At 63.1% G+C, this 16,643-nt stretch carries 15 protein-coding genes; 6 read left to right on the plus strand and 9 right to left on the minus strand.

The annotated features are described in order from the left end of the window. Positions 1-299: 299 nt before the first annotated feature. Positions 300-1,343 carry a DNA polymerase III subunit delta gene (gene holA, locus NKI06_RS29265; RefSeq protein ID WP_023706774.1) on the plus strand — a complete coding sequence of 348 codons (1,044 nt, stop codon included), beginning with the start codon at positions 300-302 and terminating at the stop codon, positions 1,341-1,343. A gap of 271 nt (positions 1,344-1,614) precedes the next feature. Here holA and NKI06_RS29270 read toward each other — a convergent pair whose 3' ends face one another. The 9 genes from NKI06_RS29270 to hemE all read right to left on the minus strand — a co-directional run bounded on the left by NKI06_RS29270 (position 1,615) and on the right by hemE (position 12,254). Beyond that, positions 1,615-2,505, minus strand: a complete 891-nt coding sequence (locus tag NKI06_RS29270; RefSeq protein WP_023692912.1) for a ParB/RepB/Spo0J family partition protein — start codon at positions 2,503-2,505, stop codon at positions 1,615-1,617. A gap of 61 nt (positions 2,506-2,566) precedes the next feature. Next, positions 2,567-3,364, minus strand: coding sequence for a ParA family protein (locus tag NKI06_RS29275; RefSeq protein ID WP_023672118.1), 798 nt, complete (start codon positions 3,362-3,364; stop codon positions 2,567-2,569). 65 nt (positions 3,365-3,429) lie between these two features. Beyond that, positions 3,430-4,062, minus strand: a complete 633-nt coding sequence (gene rsmG / locus NKI06_RS29280; RefSeq protein WP_352987814.1) for a 16S rRNA (guanine(527)-N(7))-methyltransferase RsmG — start codon at positions 4,060-4,062, stop codon at positions 3,430-3,432. Further along, positions 4,059-5,933, minus strand: coding sequence for a tRNA uridine-5-carboxymethylaminomethyl(34) synthesis enzyme MnmG (gene mnmG / locus NKI06_RS29285; RefSeq protein WP_352987815.1), 1,875 nt, complete (start codon positions 5,931-5,933; stop codon positions 4,059-4,061). Before mnmG ends, rsmG begins: the two co-directional genes overlap by 4 nt. Positions 5,934-6,263: 330 nt before the next feature. Next, on the minus strand, positions 6,264-7,586 hold the full coding sequence (gene mnmE / locus NKI06_RS29290; RefSeq protein WP_352987816.1) for a tRNA uridine-5-carboxymethylaminomethyl(34) synthesis GTPase MnmE: 1,323 nt from the start codon (positions 7,584-7,586) through the stop codon (positions 6,264-6,266). Positions 7,587-8,051: 465 nt separating this feature from the next. Continuing rightward, positions 8,052-8,978, minus strand: a complete 927-nt coding sequence (gene yddG, locus NKI06_RS29295; protein WP_352987817.1) for an aromatic amino acid exporter YddG — start codon at positions 8,976-8,978, stop codon at positions 8,052-8,054. A gap of 273 nt (positions 8,979-9,251) precedes the next feature. Continuing rightward, on the minus strand, positions 9,252-10,517 hold the full coding sequence (gene rho, locus NKI06_RS29300) for a transcription termination factor Rho (RefSeq protein WP_023672113.1): 1,266 nt from the start codon (positions 10,515-10,517) through the stop codon (positions 9,252-9,254). 163 nt (positions 10,518-10,680) lie between these two features. Next, a complete protein-coding gene (gene hemJ, locus NKI06_RS29305; protein WP_023745904.1) occupies positions 10,681-11,223 on the minus strand; it encodes a protoporphyrinogen oxidase HemJ in 543 nt (180 codons plus the stop codon). Continuing rightward, the gene (gene hemE / locus NKI06_RS29310) at positions 11,223-12,254 is read right to left on the minus strand and encodes a uroporphyrinogen decarboxylase (RefSeq protein ID WP_023745903.1); all 1,032 of its coding nucleotides are present in this window, start codon (positions 12,252-12,254) and stop codon (positions 11,223-11,225) included. The genes hemJ and hemE overlap by 1 nt, the downstream gene beginning before the upstream one ends. 282 nt (positions 12,255-12,536) lie before the next feature. Here hemE and NKI06_RS29315 point away from each other — a divergent pair, with 282 nt between their 5' ends. From NKI06_RS29315 to dnaQ, 5 genes are all read left to right on the plus strand, one after another. Beyond that, the gene (locus tag NKI06_RS29315) at positions 12,537-13,475 is read left to right on the plus strand and encodes a pyruvate, water dikinase regulatory protein (RefSeq protein ID WP_460221915.1); all 939 of its coding nucleotides are present in this window, start codon (positions 12,537-12,539) and stop codon (positions 13,473-13,475) included. 58 nt (positions 13,476-13,533) lie between these two features. Continuing rightward, the gene (locus NKI06_RS29320) at positions 13,534-14,133 is read left to right on the plus strand and encodes a Maf-like protein (RefSeq protein WP_023685039.1); all 600 of its coding nucleotides are present in this window, start codon (positions 13,534-13,536) and stop codon (positions 14,131-14,133) included. Then, on the plus strand, positions 14,126-14,953 hold the full coding sequence (locus NKI06_RS29325) for a shikimate dehydrogenase (RefSeq protein WP_352987818.1): 828 nt from the start codon (positions 14,126-14,128) through the stop codon (positions 14,951-14,953). Before NKI06_RS29320 ends, NKI06_RS29325 begins: the two co-directional genes overlap by 8 nt. A gap of 27 nt (positions 14,954-14,980) precedes the next feature. Further along, complete coding sequence (coaE, locus tag NKI06_RS29330; protein ID WP_023822334.1) at positions 14,981-15,565, plus strand: dephospho-CoA kinase; 585 nt, start codon at positions 14,981-14,983, stop codon at positions 15,563-15,565. Between the two features lie 125 nt (positions 15,566-15,690). Then, positions 15,691-16,395 carry a DNA polymerase III subunit epsilon gene (dnaQ, locus tag NKI06_RS29335; protein ID WP_023822335.1) on the plus strand — a complete coding sequence of 235 codons (705 nt, stop codon included), beginning with the start codon at positions 15,691-15,693 and terminating at the stop codon, positions 16,393-16,395. The last annotated feature ends 248 nt before the right edge of the window (positions 16,396-16,643 follow it).

The raw sequence follows: 16,643 nt of genomic DNA on the forward strand, positions 1-16,643 counted from the left end.
GCCCCGCGCCCCCCCCCCCCCGCCCGCGGCGCGGGGCGGTGCGCCGGGCCCCCGCCCCGCGGGCGCGCCCGCCCCGCCCCCCACGGAGTGGATGTCGACCCTTGGGGCGCAAGGCGAGGTGATGTTTGCCCCTATTGCCCTTCCTATGTCCGTTCGCGGCGGTTGCCAGGTGGTTCCCCCACTCCGTCTCGGCTTCGCCGAGCCACCTCTCCCCCCTCCGGAGGGAGAGGAAGGGCGCCAAGGTCTCGAACGCTTTGGAGAACGTTCACTCAGCGACCGCATCATGCTAACCACCCTCCATGGCGCAGAAAAAAGGATACGAGGTCGATTCGTGGCTGGCGAAGCCTGACGCGCGCATATCGATCGTCCTGCTTTACGGTCCCGACCGCGGCTTGGTCGCCGAGCGGGCCAAAGCCTTTGCCGCGAAAACCGGCCTGTCGCTCGACGATCCGTTCTCAGTCGTCCGGCTCGATGGCGCGGAGGTCGATCGCGACCAGGGCCGGCTGCTCGACGAAGCCCGCACCGTGCCGATGTTCTCCGACCGGCGGCTTCTGTGGGTGCGAAATGCCAGCGGCCAGAAGGCCCTGGCCGACGACGTCAAGGCGCTGACCGCGGAGCCCGCGCGCGACGCCATCATTCTCATCGAGGCCGGCGACCTGAAAAAGGGCGTCGGACTGCGCGCGATCGTCGAGGCCGCCGACACCGCCATGGCGCTGCCTTGCTACGCCGATGAAGCCCGCGACATCGACAGCGTCATCGACGACGAGTTGCGCAAGGCCGGCATGTCGATGGCGCTCGACGCACGCCAGGCGCTGCGCCGCAATCTCGGCGGCGACCGGTTGGCCTCACGCGGTGAGATCGAAAAACTGGTGCTTTATGCCCACGGCCAGAAGGACATCAGCCTCGACGACGTAAGGGCGATGTCCGGCGACGTCTCCGGCGCCTCCTTCGACGACGCGGTCGATGCTGTGCTGGAGGGCAGGATCGGTGACTTCGACACCGCCTTCACCCGCCACTGCCTGTCCGGCGGCCATCCTTTCCTGGTACTGTCCTCGGCGATGCGGCAGCTGCAGCAGCTTCAGGTCATGCGCGGCCAGATGGACACCGCCGGCCGCAACGCCGCCTCGGCAGTGGCCGGCGCCCGTCCGCCGGTGTTTTTCTCGCGGCGCAAGCTGGTGGAGAAGGCGCTGGAGCGCTGGAACGTCGAGGCGCTCAGCCGCGCGCTGAACCGGCTGCAATCGGCCGTGCTGCAGACCAGGCGCAGGCCGGATTTGTCGGAAGCGCTGGCGCGGCAGGCGCTGCTCGGCATTGCGGTGGAGAGCGCGAGGCTGGCGCAGCGGTGATCTCTCCCCTTGAGGGGGAGATGTCGCCAAAGGCGACAGAGGGGGTCGCGGCGCGTGGAGCGCTGGCGCCTTTCGCAACGACAAACGAGGTCGGCGCTTGATGGGAGACGACCCCTTCTGGCCTGCCGGCCATCTCCCCCAGGGGGGAGATCAGCAGTTCGATCCCTTCGGCAATCGCCAATAAAAAAGAAGGGCCGGCAACCGCCAAGCCCTTTCTTCATCCTAAGCCAGAACTTCATTCGCCGGCTAAATATGGCGCAGCCCCAACCCTCTACCGCTCATCCTTCAACCGCCGGCATAGCTCGTCGAGCTGCTCCAGACTGCGGTAGTCCACGCGGATCGCGCCGCCTTTGCCCTTGTGCTCGATGGTCACGATCATGCCGATCGTGTTGGTCATCAGCCTTTCCAGCGCCAGCGTGTCGGCATCCTTGCCCGATGCGCCGTGTGCTGGTTTTGCCTTGGGCGGCGTGCCGCCCGCCGGCATCTGCGCCAGCGCCTCAGCCTGGCGCACCGAAAGCCCTTCTTCGACGATCTGCTTGGCTAGCCCGGCGGGATCCTGCGCCGTCACCAGCGTCCGGGCATGGCCGGCCGACAGCACGCCGTCGACCAGCATGTCGCGGATTACGTCGGGCAGCTTCAACAGCCTGAGCGTGTTGGCGACGTGGCTGCGGCTCTTGCCGATGACATTGCCGAGGTCGGCCTGTGTGTAGCCGTGGTCGTCGATCAACTGCTGGTAGCCGAGCGCCTCCTCGACCGGGTTGAGATCGGTGCGCTGGACGTTTTCTATGATCGCCAGTTCCAGCGCTGTGCGGTCGTTGACGTCGCGCACGATGATCGGGATCTCGGTCAGCCCGGCGCGCTGCGCCGCCCGCCAGCGGCGCTCGCCGGCGATGATCTCGTAGCGCCCGGCCTGCGTCGGCGAAGGCCGCGCCACTACCGGCTGCACGACGCCATGTTCGCGGATCGATTGCGCGAGATCCGTCAGATCGGCGTCGCCGAAATGCCGGCGCGGGTTTTTCGGGTTCGGGCTCAGAAACTCGATCGGCACCTTGCCGTCGGCATTCAGGCCTGGCTTTTCGGCCGCTGCCACCGGGCGGTCGATCTCCCCGATCAGCGCCGCCAGTCCACGCCCCAGTCTCTTTCTCGAAAGGTCTTCGCTCATCTCAATTCCAGATTCTTGATCGTTTCGGTGCCGGATCGCTTTGTTTATCGACCCTGCCTAATCATGCAGCGCGCAATTTTCGCTCGCGGCGGATCACTTCGGATGCCAATTGCAGATAGGCTTGGCTGCCGGAGCATTTCAGGTCATAGAGGATCGCCGGCTTGCCATAGGAGGGCGCCTCGGACACTCGCACATTCCTAGGAATGATGGTCTCGTAGACCTTGTCGCCCATATGTGCCCGCACGTCCTGCACCACCTGGTTGGCGAGGTTGTTGCGGCCGTCATACATGGTCAGCACGATGCCCTGGATGATCAAGTCCGGATTGATCGAACGGCGCACCTGCTCCACCGTTTCCAGGAGTTGGCTTAGCCCTTCCAGCGCGAAGAACTCGCACTGCAGCGGCACAAGAACAGAATCGGCTGCCGCCATTGAATTCAAAGTCAAAAGGTTGAGCGAGGGCGGGCAGTCGATCAGCACATAGCCGAACGGCGCACCGCGCTCGGTGGCGGCGCGCAGCGCGTTGCGCAGCTTAAGCACGCGATCCGGCGCCGAGGCGATTTCCATCTCGATGCCGAGCAGATCGAGCGTCGACGGCACGATCGACAGGCCGGGCACCGCCGTTGGAATGGCGGCCTCTTCCAGGCCGAGTTCGCCGGTCAGCACATCGTAGGAGGAGACGGTGCGGTCCTTGCGGTCGATACCGAGACCCGTCGAGGCATTGCCTTGCGGGTCGAGATCGACGATCAGCACCTTTTCGCCGATCGCGGCCAGCGCCGTGGCCAGATTGATGGCGGTGGTAGTCTTGCCGACGCCGCCCTTCTGGTTGGCGACGGTGATGATGCGAGGTCCGGTTTTCATGGGTCCGTGCCAGGTATTCATGTGGGCCAGGTATTCATTGCGTCGCCAAGGTTGCGAAGGAGAGCTTACGCCGTCCGCAGATCGGTCACTTCGAGGATGACGCCATGGGCGTCGGTCATGCTCGGATGTTCTACCAGATCGAAAGCCCAGCGGTGAGTGCTTTCTTCCACCTCGGAGCGGTAATCCCGGCCTTTGTGGAACAGCGCCCGCGATCCCTTGGTCAACCACGGCGCCGACAGATCGAGCAGCGCCGGCAGCGGGGCAAGCGCCCGCGCCGTGATGATTTCCGGTGCGGAAACAAGCGCATAGCTGTCGTCGATGCGCCGGGCGACGACCCGTGCCGGCAAACCGAACTGGCCAATGACCGCCTGCAAAAACGATGCTTTCTTGCGGTTGCTCTCAACCAGATCGATCGACGCGCCGTCACGCTCGCCCAGCAGGAAGGCCATTACCAGGCCCGGAAAACCGCCGCCCGAACCGAGATCGGCCCAGCGTTTGGCCTGGGGGGCGATTCGGGCCAGCTGCGCGCTGTCCAGAATATGGCGGCCCCAGACATCGTCCAGCGTCGACGGCGCGGCCAGATTGATGCTGCGGTTCCATTTCAGGAACAACTGTTCGAACGTCACCAACCGATCGAATGTTTCACGTGAAACCGGTCCCGCGGCCTCTTGCAGGCTCGCCCGTGAGGCAGCGCTCACGCAACGGCCCTTTGGGCGGCCAATTCGGCGTTGCGGACGTGCGCGACGATGATGGCCAGCGCCGCCGGCGTCATGCCTTCCATACGCTGCGCGTCAGCGATCGACCGGGGCTGACGCGTTAGCATCTTCTGCTTCAGCTCATTGGACAGGCCAGGAACATCGGCGAAATCCACCGACGCCGGGATCAGCCGGCTTTCCTCGCGGCGGATCTGTCCGACATCCGCCTGCTGGCGATCAAGGTAAACCGAATATTTCGCTTCCGTTTCGAGCCGCTCAGCGGTTTTGACGTCGATTGCGCCAAAGGCCGGCGCAACACGGGCCAGCCAGGCTATATCGACGCCGGGATGAGCGAGCAATTCATAAGCGGAGCGGCGCACGCCGTCCCTGTTGATCTCCAGCCCATGCCGCGCCGCTTCGTTGGGCGTCATCGTCGTCGCAACTGCGAGTTCGCGCGCCCTATCAAGATCCTGTGTGACTTGATTGAACCGCTGCATCCGCTCCGGCGACACGATACCAAGCCGATTTGCCAGAGGCGTAAGCCTTTCATCGGCATTGTCGGCGCGCAGCGATAGGCGAAACTCCGCCCGCGAAGTGAACATGCGGTAGGGCTCGGCAATGCCGCGGCTGGTGAGGTCGTCCACCATCACACCGATATAGGCTTCGGTGCGGCTGAGCACGATTTGGTCGTCGGCCGCCGCCTTGCGCGCGGCGTTGAGCCCGGCGAGCAGGCCCTGCGCTCCGGCTTCTTCATAACCGGTGGTGCCGTTGATCTGACCGGCTAGGAAAAGCCCCGCAATACGTTTGGCCTCAAGCGTCGGCTCCAACTCGCGCGGATCGACATGGTCGTATTCGATGGCGTAGCCGGGCTGCAGCATGGTCGCCCGCAATAGCCCGGGTATAGTTTTGAGAATGTCGAGTTGCACATCCTCGGGCAGGGAGGTCGAAATGCCATTGGGGTAGACCGTGTCGTCGTCCAACCCTTCCGGCTCGAGGAAAATCTGGTGGCCTTCGCGATCGCCGAACTTGACGATCTTGTCTTCGATCGACGGGCAATAGCGTGGTCCGACCCCCTCTATCGAGCCGGAATACATGGCGGAGCGGCCGAGATTGGCGCGGATCAGCTCGTGCGTCGCCGGTGTCGTACGCGTGATGCCGCAATGGATTTGCGGATTCTTGATTGTGTCGGTGAGCAGCGAGAACGGCACTGGATGTTCGTCGGCCGCCTGGCTTTCCAGCGACGCCCAGTCGATGGTGCGGCCATCGAGCCGCGGCGGCGTGCCGGTCTTCAGCCGTCCAAGCGCGAAACCGGCGCGGCTCATCGTCGCCGACAGGCCAAGGCTCGCCTGCTCGTTCATCCGCCCGGCGACAATCTTCCTGTCGCCGATGTGGATGAGGCCGCGAAGAAAAGTGCCGGTGGTCAGGACGACTGCACCGCACGCCAACCGGCGCCCGTCGGCCAGGAGCACAGCGGCGATCCGTCCTTCTTCGATCTCGAAATCCAAGACTTCGCCTTCGACGACGTCGAGACCGTTCTGCTGCCGAATCGCTTCCTGCATGGCCAGCCGGTAAAGCTTGCGGTCGGCCTGCGTGCGCGGCCCGCGCACGGCAGGGCCTTTGCGGCGATTAAGCAGGCGGAATTGGATGCCGGCAGCATCGGCGATGCGGCCCATCAGCCCGTCCATGGCGTCGATCTCACGCACCAGATGGCCCTTCCCGAGGCCGCCGATCGCCGGATTGCAGGACATGACACCGATCGTGTCGAAGCGCAGCGTGACCAGCGCGGTCCTGGCACCGGCGCGCGCGGCAGCGCTCGCAGCCTCGCACCCGGCATGGCCACCGCCCACCACAACCACATCATAGTGATCGATCATTGTCCCTTCCAGATTCAGAGATTTCCCGACACATGTCCCCACGAGAGGACGCTGTCAAGGATTGCAGGTTGATTCGTTCACGGGGAACGGAGTGCTGAAAGCCGCAGAGGTGTTTCACGTGAGTCAGGGAAGCGGCGAAGCCTCGTTTGGCGCTGCCCCTTATCTATCTTCCGGCATCTTCTCCCCATGAACGGGGACAATGAGGGGCGGTGCAGGCTTTCGGCCACTTGCCCTTTTGCCAACCGTCTCGTTTCACGTGAAACGCACTTGGGCGGCCCCTATGTTTCACGTGAGTCACTCATACCAGCGCCCCGTCATGTTTCACGTGAGTCACTTGCCAATGCAAAACTGCGAAAAGATCACGTCCAGCAGGTCCTCGACATCCACCGCGCCGACAATCCGGCCAAGCCGGTCCGCCGCAAGACGCAGCTCCTCCGCCCGCAGCTCCTGGCCGCGCTCTTGCCCCGACAAAGCCGAGATCAGAAAGCGCCTGGTCTCATTGAGCAGCTCCACATGCCGCAACCGAGACGGCAGGATGTCACCGGCATCGCCGATAGCAGCCGCGGCGCGCCTGCCGATCTCGGCCAGGAGTTCAGCCAACCCAGTGCCGTCCACCGTCGAGATCAACGCATCATACGCCTCCAATCGCGGCGAACCTTTCAAGAGATCGACCTTGGTGCCGATTCTCAAAGCCGGGGCGTCAACAGGCATGTTGCCGATCGCAGTAGGGTCCGCCAGATCTTCCAGCAACAGCACCAGGTCAGCCGTGTGCGCCTTGGCCCGCGCCTTTTCGATACCGATCGCTTCGATCTTGCCGGGCGACTCGCGCAGGCCCGCGGTGTCGGTTACCCTGACCCGCACTCCGTGGAGATCCAGCACCACTTCGAGCAAGTCCCGCGTCGTGCCGGGCTCGTCGGTAACAATCGCCGCCTCACGCCTGGCCAGCGCGTTGAACAGGCTGGATTTGCCGGCGTTCGGTGCACCGAGGATGACAACCTCAAACCCGTCACGGATGATCTCGGCGGCATGGAAGCCATCGACATGCCGGCCGATCTGCCCCACCATTGCGCGCACATCGGACCAGACCGTGTCCGAAACGGAACCGGGCACGTCGTCTTCGTCGGCGAAGTCGATTTCCGCCTCGATCATGGCCCGTGCATGGATCAGGCGATGGCGCCAGCCAAGATAGAGTTCGCTTTGCACTCCTTCGGCATTCTGCACGGCAAAGCGCCGCTGCGCTTCGGTTTCGGCGTTGACCAGATCGGCCAACGCCTCCGTCTCGACCAGATCCAGCTTGCCGTTGAGAAGAGCCCGGCGCGTAAATTCCCCAGGCTCCGCATGACGCAGGCCGTCAAAGCCGGCGACGATCTCCAGCATCTTGCCGGCGACGGCGCGGCCGCCATGGACGTGGAACTCGGCGACATCCTCGCCGGTAAAACTGTTCGGCCCAGGAAAAAACAGCACCAGGCCGTTGTCGATAAGCGACCCGTCCACCGTTCGGAGCTTGCGCAGGGTCGCACACCGGTCCTTGACCGTGCCACCAGCCACCGTTTCGACAACGAATCGAGTCCTCGGTCCGGAAATGCGGATAACAGCGATGCCGGCGGGCAGGCGCCCGCTGGAAAGCGCAACGATCGAATCGCCCGAAATCATTTGCCCGTTCTCACCGGTCGCCTAGGTGTCAACAATCCCACAGTGTCGCGGCCGTCATGAACCGGCTGTCCGTCAATATCAAGGTCGATCGCGAGAGCGACCGGATTACCAAATCTGTATAGCCGCCTTGTCATCCATGTGCGAGCAGGCGGGTCCTAATCCCGACGCCAAGCAGTTCTGGGCGGGCCAGCAAGCCCTACGGCTGGCCGGCATCGTTAACGCCTGTTCCTGGCCCGGAACCGTGAAGCTGGAGCCCATCTCCCCGTGGGGAAAGCCTCGTTCCGGTTGCGAATCGGAAATCCCGACCCGCGTCACGCTGATCGTCGCCCGATTGGAACGGATGCGAATCGACTTAACATTGGCCAGTGGCATCCGGCCGCCGACGGCAGACCGGGGCTATGCACCGCTATCATGCCGGTGGCGACGGATCCGTAGGAACCGAGCCGCTGCTGCGACGCCGGTAGCTCAACCCATGTTTCCGTCTAACGCCGAAGGAAGCGGCTTCACATCAATGGATGGCGGCCGCGGCCCGAACAGCAAATCCTTGGCTGCGACCACCGCTCCGACCGTGATCAGGATGCAAGCAACAGCCACCGACCAGTGAAACACACCAAAGCCTGCCAGCAGAAGCACGATGACCGAGAAGAGGGGCGCGGCATAGGAGAGGGCGCCGAGGATCATGATGTCCCCGTGCTTGCAGCCATAGTCCCAGGCGTAAAAGCCGGCGCCTAGCGGTATTACGCCCAAGATGACGATGGCGCTCCACTCCGTCGCCGTCTGTGGCCAGACGGTGGTCTCAAGGGTGAGGTGCAGCACCAAGGCGACCGCAGCCGTGATGAAGCAGTAACCGACGACCACATCGGTCGGCACCTTGCCGAAGCGGCGCGATAAAACCGAATAGCCGGCCCAGATGAAAGCGCAGAACAGCGCGATGACATGCCCCTTCATCACACCATTGGCCAGTCCGATCGTGCCGCCCTTGGTGATCACCACAATGGCGCCGGCAAGGCCGAGCACGACGCCGGCGATGTGGTGGCCCCTAAGCTTTTCTCCAGGCAGGAAGGCGGCAAAGACGACGATCAGCAACGGCCAGAGATAGGCGATCAGGCTGACCTCGACCGGCGGCGCCGACTGGATGGCGAAGAAATAGGCGCAGTGATAGATGCACAGCCCCGCTGTGCCGAGCGCCCAGACCTGCCACGGCTGGCGCAGCGGCTTGATCGCCGCCGGACGGACAAGCCAGCTCGACGCGCCGACCAACCCGCCAAGCAGAAACGTCATCGCCGCCAGCTGAAAGGGCGGAATCGGTCCAGCCGCAGTCGAAAGCAGCGCCAGGAACGACCATGTCAGAATGGCCGAGAAGCCGATCAGGGTCGGAATGGTTTTCTTCACGTCGCACGTTCCCAGCCCCGAAACACCGAAAGCGCGTCGCATTTGAACGGACTCAGGCGACACGCTTTAGGTCTTTGTTTTTATGCATGTCGTTCTCTCAAAACCGGGGTCACGGGGTCACTTGAGCGACATGCGTGAGTATTCGCATAAAGGCGGTGCCCCACGCTGCCGCAAGCGGCCGTTCGATATCGGGAATGCGACCCGCCCAGCAAAAAGCCCCGTCCCAGTTCCCGGAACGGGGCTTCAATGCGAACCGATGGTCCGACGAGAAGCTTACGTGTTCATCGAATCGAAGAAATCGGCGTTGGTCTTGGTCTGCTTCAGCTTGTCGATCAGGAACTCGATCGCATCCGTGGTTCCCATCGGCGCCAGGATGCGGCGCAGGACGAAGATCTTCTGCAGATCCTGCTTGGAGACCAGCAGGTCTTCCTTGCGGGTGCCGGACTTCAAAATGTCCATGGCCGGGTAGATGCGCTTGTCGGCGACCTTGCGGTCGAGCTGGATTTCGCAGTTGCCGGTGCCCTTGAACTCTTCGAAGATGACTTCGTCCATGCGGCTGCCGGTGTCGATCAGCGCGGTGGCGATGATGGTCAGCGAGCCGCCTTCCTCAATGTTGCGGGCCGCGCCGAAGAAGCGCTTCGGCCGCTGCAGCGCGTTGGCGTCGACACCGCCGGTCAGCACCTTGCCGGAGGACGGCACAACGGTGTTGTAGGCACGGCCGAGGCGGGTGATCGAATCGAGCAGAATAACGACGTCGCGGCCATGCTCGACCAGGCGCTTGGCCTTTTCGATGACCATTTCGGCGACCTGGACGTGGCGCACCGCCGGTTCGTCAAAGGTCGAGGACACGACCTCGCCCTTCACCGAACGCTGCATGTCGGTCACTTCTTCTGGCCGTTCGTCGATCAGAAGTACGATCAGATAGCATTCCGGATGATTGGCCGTGATCGAGTGGGCGATATTCTGCATCAGCACCGTTTTGCCGGTACGCGGCTGCGCGTTGATGAGCGCGCGCTGTCCCTTGCCGATCGGCGCCACCAGGTCGATCACGCGCGACGAGATGTCCTTGCCGGTCGGATTGTCGATCTCCATCTTCAGCCGCTTGGTCGGATAGAGCGGCGTCAGATTGTCGAAATGGATCTTGTGACGGATCTTTTCGGGATCGTCGAAATTGATCGTGTTGACCTTGAGAAGGGCGAAATAGCGCTCGCCCTCTTTTGGGCTGCGGATCGGCCCTTCGACGGTATCGCCGGTCTTCAAGGAGAAGCGGCGGATCTGCGAGGGCGAGATGTAGATATCGTCGGGACCTGGCAGATAATTGGCGTTGGCTGAGCGCAGGAAGCCGAAACCGTCCTGCAGCAACTCGACCACACCGTCGCCGATGATCTCGACGTCCTGGGCGGCCAGTTTCTTCAGGATGGCAAACATCAACTCCTGCTTGCGCATGACGCTGGCGTTTTCCACTTCGAGCGATTCGGCATAGGCGATCAGCTCTGGCGGCTTCTTGTTCTTGAACTCTGCGAGTTTCATTTCTTGCATAGACGGACTCTGAATCTGCTTTGGGGAAAATATATCGGCTGGATGCGATAAATGCCGGGCGCGGCCGAAAGCAATCAAGGGCGGCGCATGACGGGAAGGAAGACCCGTCTTTTATCGTCGGTCGGGGGAAAGAGCAAGCTGCGTTTTGTCGACCGAAATGGGCCTAGAACGGCTTGACGACAACCAGGATGACGATGGCGATCATCAGCAATGTGGGGATCTCGTTGACGATTCGCCAGTGCCGCGCCGGTTTTTCATTGCGGTCCTCGGCGAATTTCCTGACAGCACCGGCCAGATAGCCATGCACGCCCGACAGCAACAGCACCAAGCCTATCTTGGCGTGCAGCCAGCCGCCGTGAAAGCCAAACACTTTCCAGGCAAGCCAAAGCCCGAACACCCAGGTGACGATCATCGCCGGATTGATGATGCCGCGCAGCAGACGCCGCTCCATCACCTTGAAGGTCTCCGACTGGACGGACCCCTTCTCGGCGTCGGCGTGGTAGACCAGCAATCGCGGCAGATAGAGCATGCCGGCCATCCAGGAGATGACGGCCAGGATATGGATTGCCTTCGCCCAGGGATAGAAACCCTCAGGCGCAAAGAAAAACAAAAGTGCGGTGAGAACAACCAGCACTCCGATGCCGATGGTCATCCGCATCATCGCCCCACGAGTGCCGTTGCCGCGCGTATTATCCGATTGAGCCATCAGCGTGTCGCGCTCCGCACCTGCTTCACCATCGCCTCGACATGTGCCACCGGCGTCTCCGGCGTGATGCCATGGCCGAGATTGAAGATCAGCGGTCCGTCGCTCAGCGCCTTGAGGATCGCATCGACGCCGTCCGACAGGGCTTTGCCGCCAGCCACGAGCCGCAAGGGATCGAGATTGCCCTGGACCGCCCCTGAATGCTGCAGTTCGTTCGCAGCCGACAGGGGCACGGTCCAGTCGATCCCCAGCCCCGTCACCCCGGTCTTCTCACGATAGGTCTCGTAGCGGGCGCCGGCGCCCTTGGGAAAGCCTATGATCGGAACATCGCGATGAACCGCACGAACCTGCCTGACGATCTCCGCCACCGGCTGCACGCAGAACTGATCGAAAGACGCATCATCAAGCACGCCGGACCAGGAATCGAAAATCTGCACCACGTCGGCACCGGCTTCGATCTGGCGGATCAAATAGGCCGCGGAGTGATCGGCGAGCACTTTCAGGAGATGCTTGAAGGCCGTCGGTTCGCGATAGGCAAACAGCCGCGCCGGCGCTTGGTCGGGTGTGCCGTGGCCGGCGATCATGTAGGTCGCCACCGTCCATGGCGCGCCGCAGAAGCCGATCAGCGTGGTCTCGTCAGGCAATCTTGCCCGCAGCCGGCGAACCGTCTCGTAGACCGGTTCGAGATTCACGTGAAACGTTTCACTGTTGAGAGCCGAAATCTCAGCTGCAGTGATTGGCGTCAGCAGCGGCCCGCGGCCCTCCTCGAAGCGGACATCGCGTCCCAGCGCATTCGGCACGACCAGAATGTCCGAGAACAGGATCGAGGCATCGAAGCCGAAGCGCTCGATCGGCTGCAGCGTCACTTCGACGGCCAGATCAGGATTGTAGCAAAGATCGAGGAAGGACCCGGCCCGCTTTCTGGTCTCGCGGTACTCCGGCAGATAGCGCCCGGCCTGGCGCATCATCCAGAGCGGCGGCGGAAACACTGCCTCGCCTCTCAGCACGTCCAGCACGATGCGGTTCTCGGGCATTGAGCGCTCTCTTCCCTGCCTTCTCTATAATTAAATAGTCTATTTCTAGAATCTTCTGATTCTAAGAGTCTGTTGGTATCGGTGGTTGTCACCTGTCCCGCTTTGCCCTGGAAAAGGCCAGCCAGCATTTTGTCGCGTGTTTCTTCCGCGGGATTGGCAAAGAGTGTGGATGACCAGGATTCCATCACTGGAGTCAATGGTTTGACGTAGCCGCTGAAAACCGCCTCTGTGGATGAAGCGCTGGCAAAAACGCCCGTCCCCAGATTTGTCCCCAACCGCACAGTGAAGCTGACAGCGCATCGAATTGTGGACAACTGGCCTTCTGATACAGTCGCCTCCAGCCGGTCGCCTTTGCGGCCCCGGTTTATCCACACAAGCCCACAGCCTGAGGCGCCCCCTGTGAACAAACCCCAGAGCTTCTTTCACCTGCACCTGATTTCCGACGCCACCGGCGAGACGCTGCTGGCGGCCGGCCGAGCCGCCTCGGCGCAATACAAGGATGCGCGCGCCATCGAGCATATCTACCCGCTCATCCGCACCGAAAAGCAGGTGGCGAAAGTCTTCGAGGACATAGAAGAGGAACCGGGCATCATCCTCTACACCGTCGTCGACCAGAAGCTGGCGCGCGGTATTGACGAGCGCTGCGCCGCCATGGGGCTGCCCTGCGTTTCGGTGCTGGAGCCGGTCCTCACCGTGTTCCAGTCCTATCTCGGCACGCCGGCCGGCCGCCGCGTCGGCGCCCAGCATGTGCTCGATGCCGATTATTTCCACCGTATCGACGCACTCAATTTTACGATGGAGCATGATGACGGCCAGCTGCCGCTCAACATGGACGACGCCGATGTGGTGCTGATCGGCATTTCCAGGACATCGAAGACGCCGACCAGCATCTATCTCGCCAACCGCGGCATCAAGACCGCCAACATCCCGATCGTGCTCGGCGTGCCGGTGCCCGAAAGCCTGGTCGCTGCCACCAAGCCGCTGATCGTCGGGCTGATCGCCACCGCCGAACGCATCTCGCATGTCCGGCAGAACCGCGTGCTCGGCAACAGCAGCACCTACGAAGCGACCGATTATGTCGACCGTGCCTCGATCGCCGAAGAGCTCGCCTATGCCCGCCAGATCTGCACCCGCCACAATTGGCCGATGATAGACGTCAGCCGCCGTTCGATCGAAGAGACCGCGGCAGCCATTGTTGCCCTGCGGGGGAAGAATAGATGATGGGATGGCAACGCGACCTCCTGCCCCAATCAACCACTATCGACCAGGCCCAGAACCCATGACCGAAAAAATCATCCTTGCCTCCGGCAGCCCGTTCCGCAAAGCAATGCTCATCAATGCCGGGCTCGGCATCGAAGCGGTGCCTGCCGACGTCGACGAGCGCGCGCTCGAGGCGCCGTTGCAGGACAGCGGTGTGTCGCCGGAAGATGTCGCCCTGATACTCGCCGAAGCCAAGGCGACCGAGGTCAGCGAACGCAGACCGGGCGCCCTGGTGCTCGGCTGCGACCAGACTTTGTCACTGGGAGATGAAGTGTTCCACAAGCCGGCCGACATGGAAGGCGCCCGCCGCCATCTGCTGGCGCTGTCAGGCAAGACGCATCAGCTGAACAGCGCCGCCGTGCTCTGCCGCAACGGCAAGGTGCTGTGGCGTCACGTCGGCATCGCCAGCCTTACCATGCGCAAGCTCGACCCGGCCTTCGTCGGCCGGCACCTGGCCCGCGTCGGCGCCAAGGCGTTGTCGAGCGTCGGCGCCTACCAGATCGAGGGCGAAGGCATCCAGCTGTTCGAAAAGATTGAAGGCGATTATTTCACCATTGTCGGCCTGCCGCTGTTACCGGTGCTGGCGGAATTGCGTGCGCTCGGAGCCATCGATGGTTGAGAAAAAAGCTTTCGTCACCGGCCATCCGATCGCGCATTCGCGCTCGCCGAAGATCCACGGCTATTGGCTGAACACATACGGCATCGACGGCAGCTATCATGCGATCGATGTCGCGCCGGCCGATTTTCCCGAGTTTCTCTCTTCCCTCCAGGCCAATGGCTATCAGGGCGGCAACGTCACCATTCCACACAAGGAAGTCGCCTTCGCCCGGGTCGAGCGCCGCGACGAGGCGGCGGAGATGATCGGCGCGGTCAACATGCTGTGGCTGGACGACGGCGTGCTGTGGGGCGGCAATTCGGACTGGATCGGCTTTGCCGGCAATCTCGACGAGCATGCCCGGGGCTGGGAGAGAAACGCTCCGGCCGTGGTGCTCGGCGCCGGCGGCGCGTCGCGCGCGGTCATCCACGCGCTTAAAGTGCGCGGCATCAAAGATATCCGCATCGTCAACCGCACATTGGCGCGGGCGCAGGAACTCGCCGACCGCTTCGGCGCCGGCGTTTCGGCGCATGGCGCGGTCGGCGACTTGCTTGGCGATGCCGGCTTGGTGATCAACACGACGGCACTTGGCATGCATGGCGATGCGACGCTGGCCGCCGATCCGGCCTGCCTGCCAGCTCACGCCATTGTCGCAGACATCGTCTATGTGCCGCTGGAAACACCGCTGCTTGCCGCTGCCCGCGCGAGAAATTTGAAGACGGTCGACGGGCTCGGCATGCTGTTGCACCAGGCTGTGCCCGGTTTCGAACGCTGGTTCGGCAAGATGCCACAGGTCACGCCTGAGTTGCGACAGATGATCGTCGCCGACATCCTCGCCAAATGATGGGTCGCAAATGATGGGCGCCAAATGATGACCGTGCTCGGCCTCACCGGATCGATCGGCATGGGCAAGTCGACGACGGCGAAAATGTTCGTCGACGCCGGCGTGCCGGTGCATGACTCCGACGAGACCGTGCATCGCCTCTATGCCGGCAAGGCAGCACCTCTCGTCGGGGCGGCCTTTCCCGGCACCGTGATTGCCGGTTCGGTCGACCGCACCGAGTTGGCGCGCCGCGTGCTCGGGAACGCTGCTGCGCTGAAGACATTGGAGACGATCGTCCATCCGCTGGTGCGGGCCGATGCCGATGCCTTTCTGGCAAGGCACCGCGCCGCCGGCGCGCCGCTCGTCGTGCTCGACATTCCGCTGCTGTTCGAAACCGGCGGCCGCAACCGTGTCGACAAGGTCGTCGTCGTCACCGCGCCGGCCGATATCCAGCGCGCCCGCGTGCTGGCGCGTCCTGACATGAGTGAGGAAAAGCTGGCGGCAATCCTGGCCAAGCAGGTGCCCGACGCCGAAAAGCGCCGGCAGGCCGATTTCGTCATCGACACCGGCGAAGGCATGGACGCCGCCCGCACCGCGGTCGGCGCGATCATTGCCGAGCTCTCAGGGCGCTGAACTCGCCTGCTAACTCCTGGGGGATAAGTCGCGCCCATCAGGCTCCTGACGGCAAGCTGTCGGCATTGCCCATTGCCATTTTGTTCCGCTCCATGATTCTACTCCTCCAGGAGTGGGTTGATTCTATGCGTGAGATCATTTTCGATACCGAAACCACCGGACTCGACATGCGCGACGACCGCATCATCGAGCTTGGTGGCGTCGAGCTGGTCAACCGCTTCCCGACCGGCCGCACCTTCCACAAATTCATCAATCCGCAGGGGCGCGCCGTCCATGTCGAGGCGCAAGCCGTGCACGGCATCAGCGCCGCCGACCTCGTCGGCAAGCCGACCTTTGCCGAAATCGCCGAGGAATGGCTCGCCTTCACCGACGGCGCCAAGCTCGTCGCCCACAACGCCAATTTCGACATCGGCTTCCTCAACACGGAATTCGGGCGGCTCGGCCAGCCGGCCATAGACACCGGGCGCGTCGTCGACACGCTGGCGCTGGCGCGGCGCAAGCACCCTATGGGACCCAATTCGCTCGACGCGCTCTGCCGCCGCTACGGCATCGACAACGGCCACCGCACCAAGCACGGCGCGCTGCTCGATTCCGAGCTCCTGGCCGAAGTCTACATCGAACTCATCGGCGGCAAGCAGGCCGCACTTGTCCTCGACGCCGTCGTGGTGCAGCTCAACAGCAATGGCGACGTTGCCGATATCGACATCTCGATCGCCGCCAGGCCAATTGCCCTGCCGCCGCGCCTGACCCAGGGCGAGCGAGCGGCGCATGCGGGGCTGGTGGCGACGCTCGGTGAAAAGGCGCTGTGGCTGAAGGTGGCGGCGGGGTGAACGGATCGCGGAGGTAGCGTTCCGTCACACCCCTCTCTGGCCTGCCGGCCATCTCCCCCTCAAGGGGGGAGATCAGCAGCTTCGCCGCTCCAGCCCATTCCTGCAACCTCTAAAGTTGGCGAAGGTCGCGATGACGGCCAATCTCCCCCCTGAGGGCATAGGCGCTAAGATAGGTATTGCCCTGCGGAATCGGGTGTGATTCTACACTGCGATGACACACGAATCGCTTGCAGACGACGGTTGGGCCG

Origin of the sequence: Mesorhizobium sp. M0772, from assembly GCF_040320135.1 — a bacterium.
GTDB lineage: Bacteria > Pseudomonadota > Alphaproteobacteria > Rhizobiales > Rhizobiaceae > Mesorhizobium.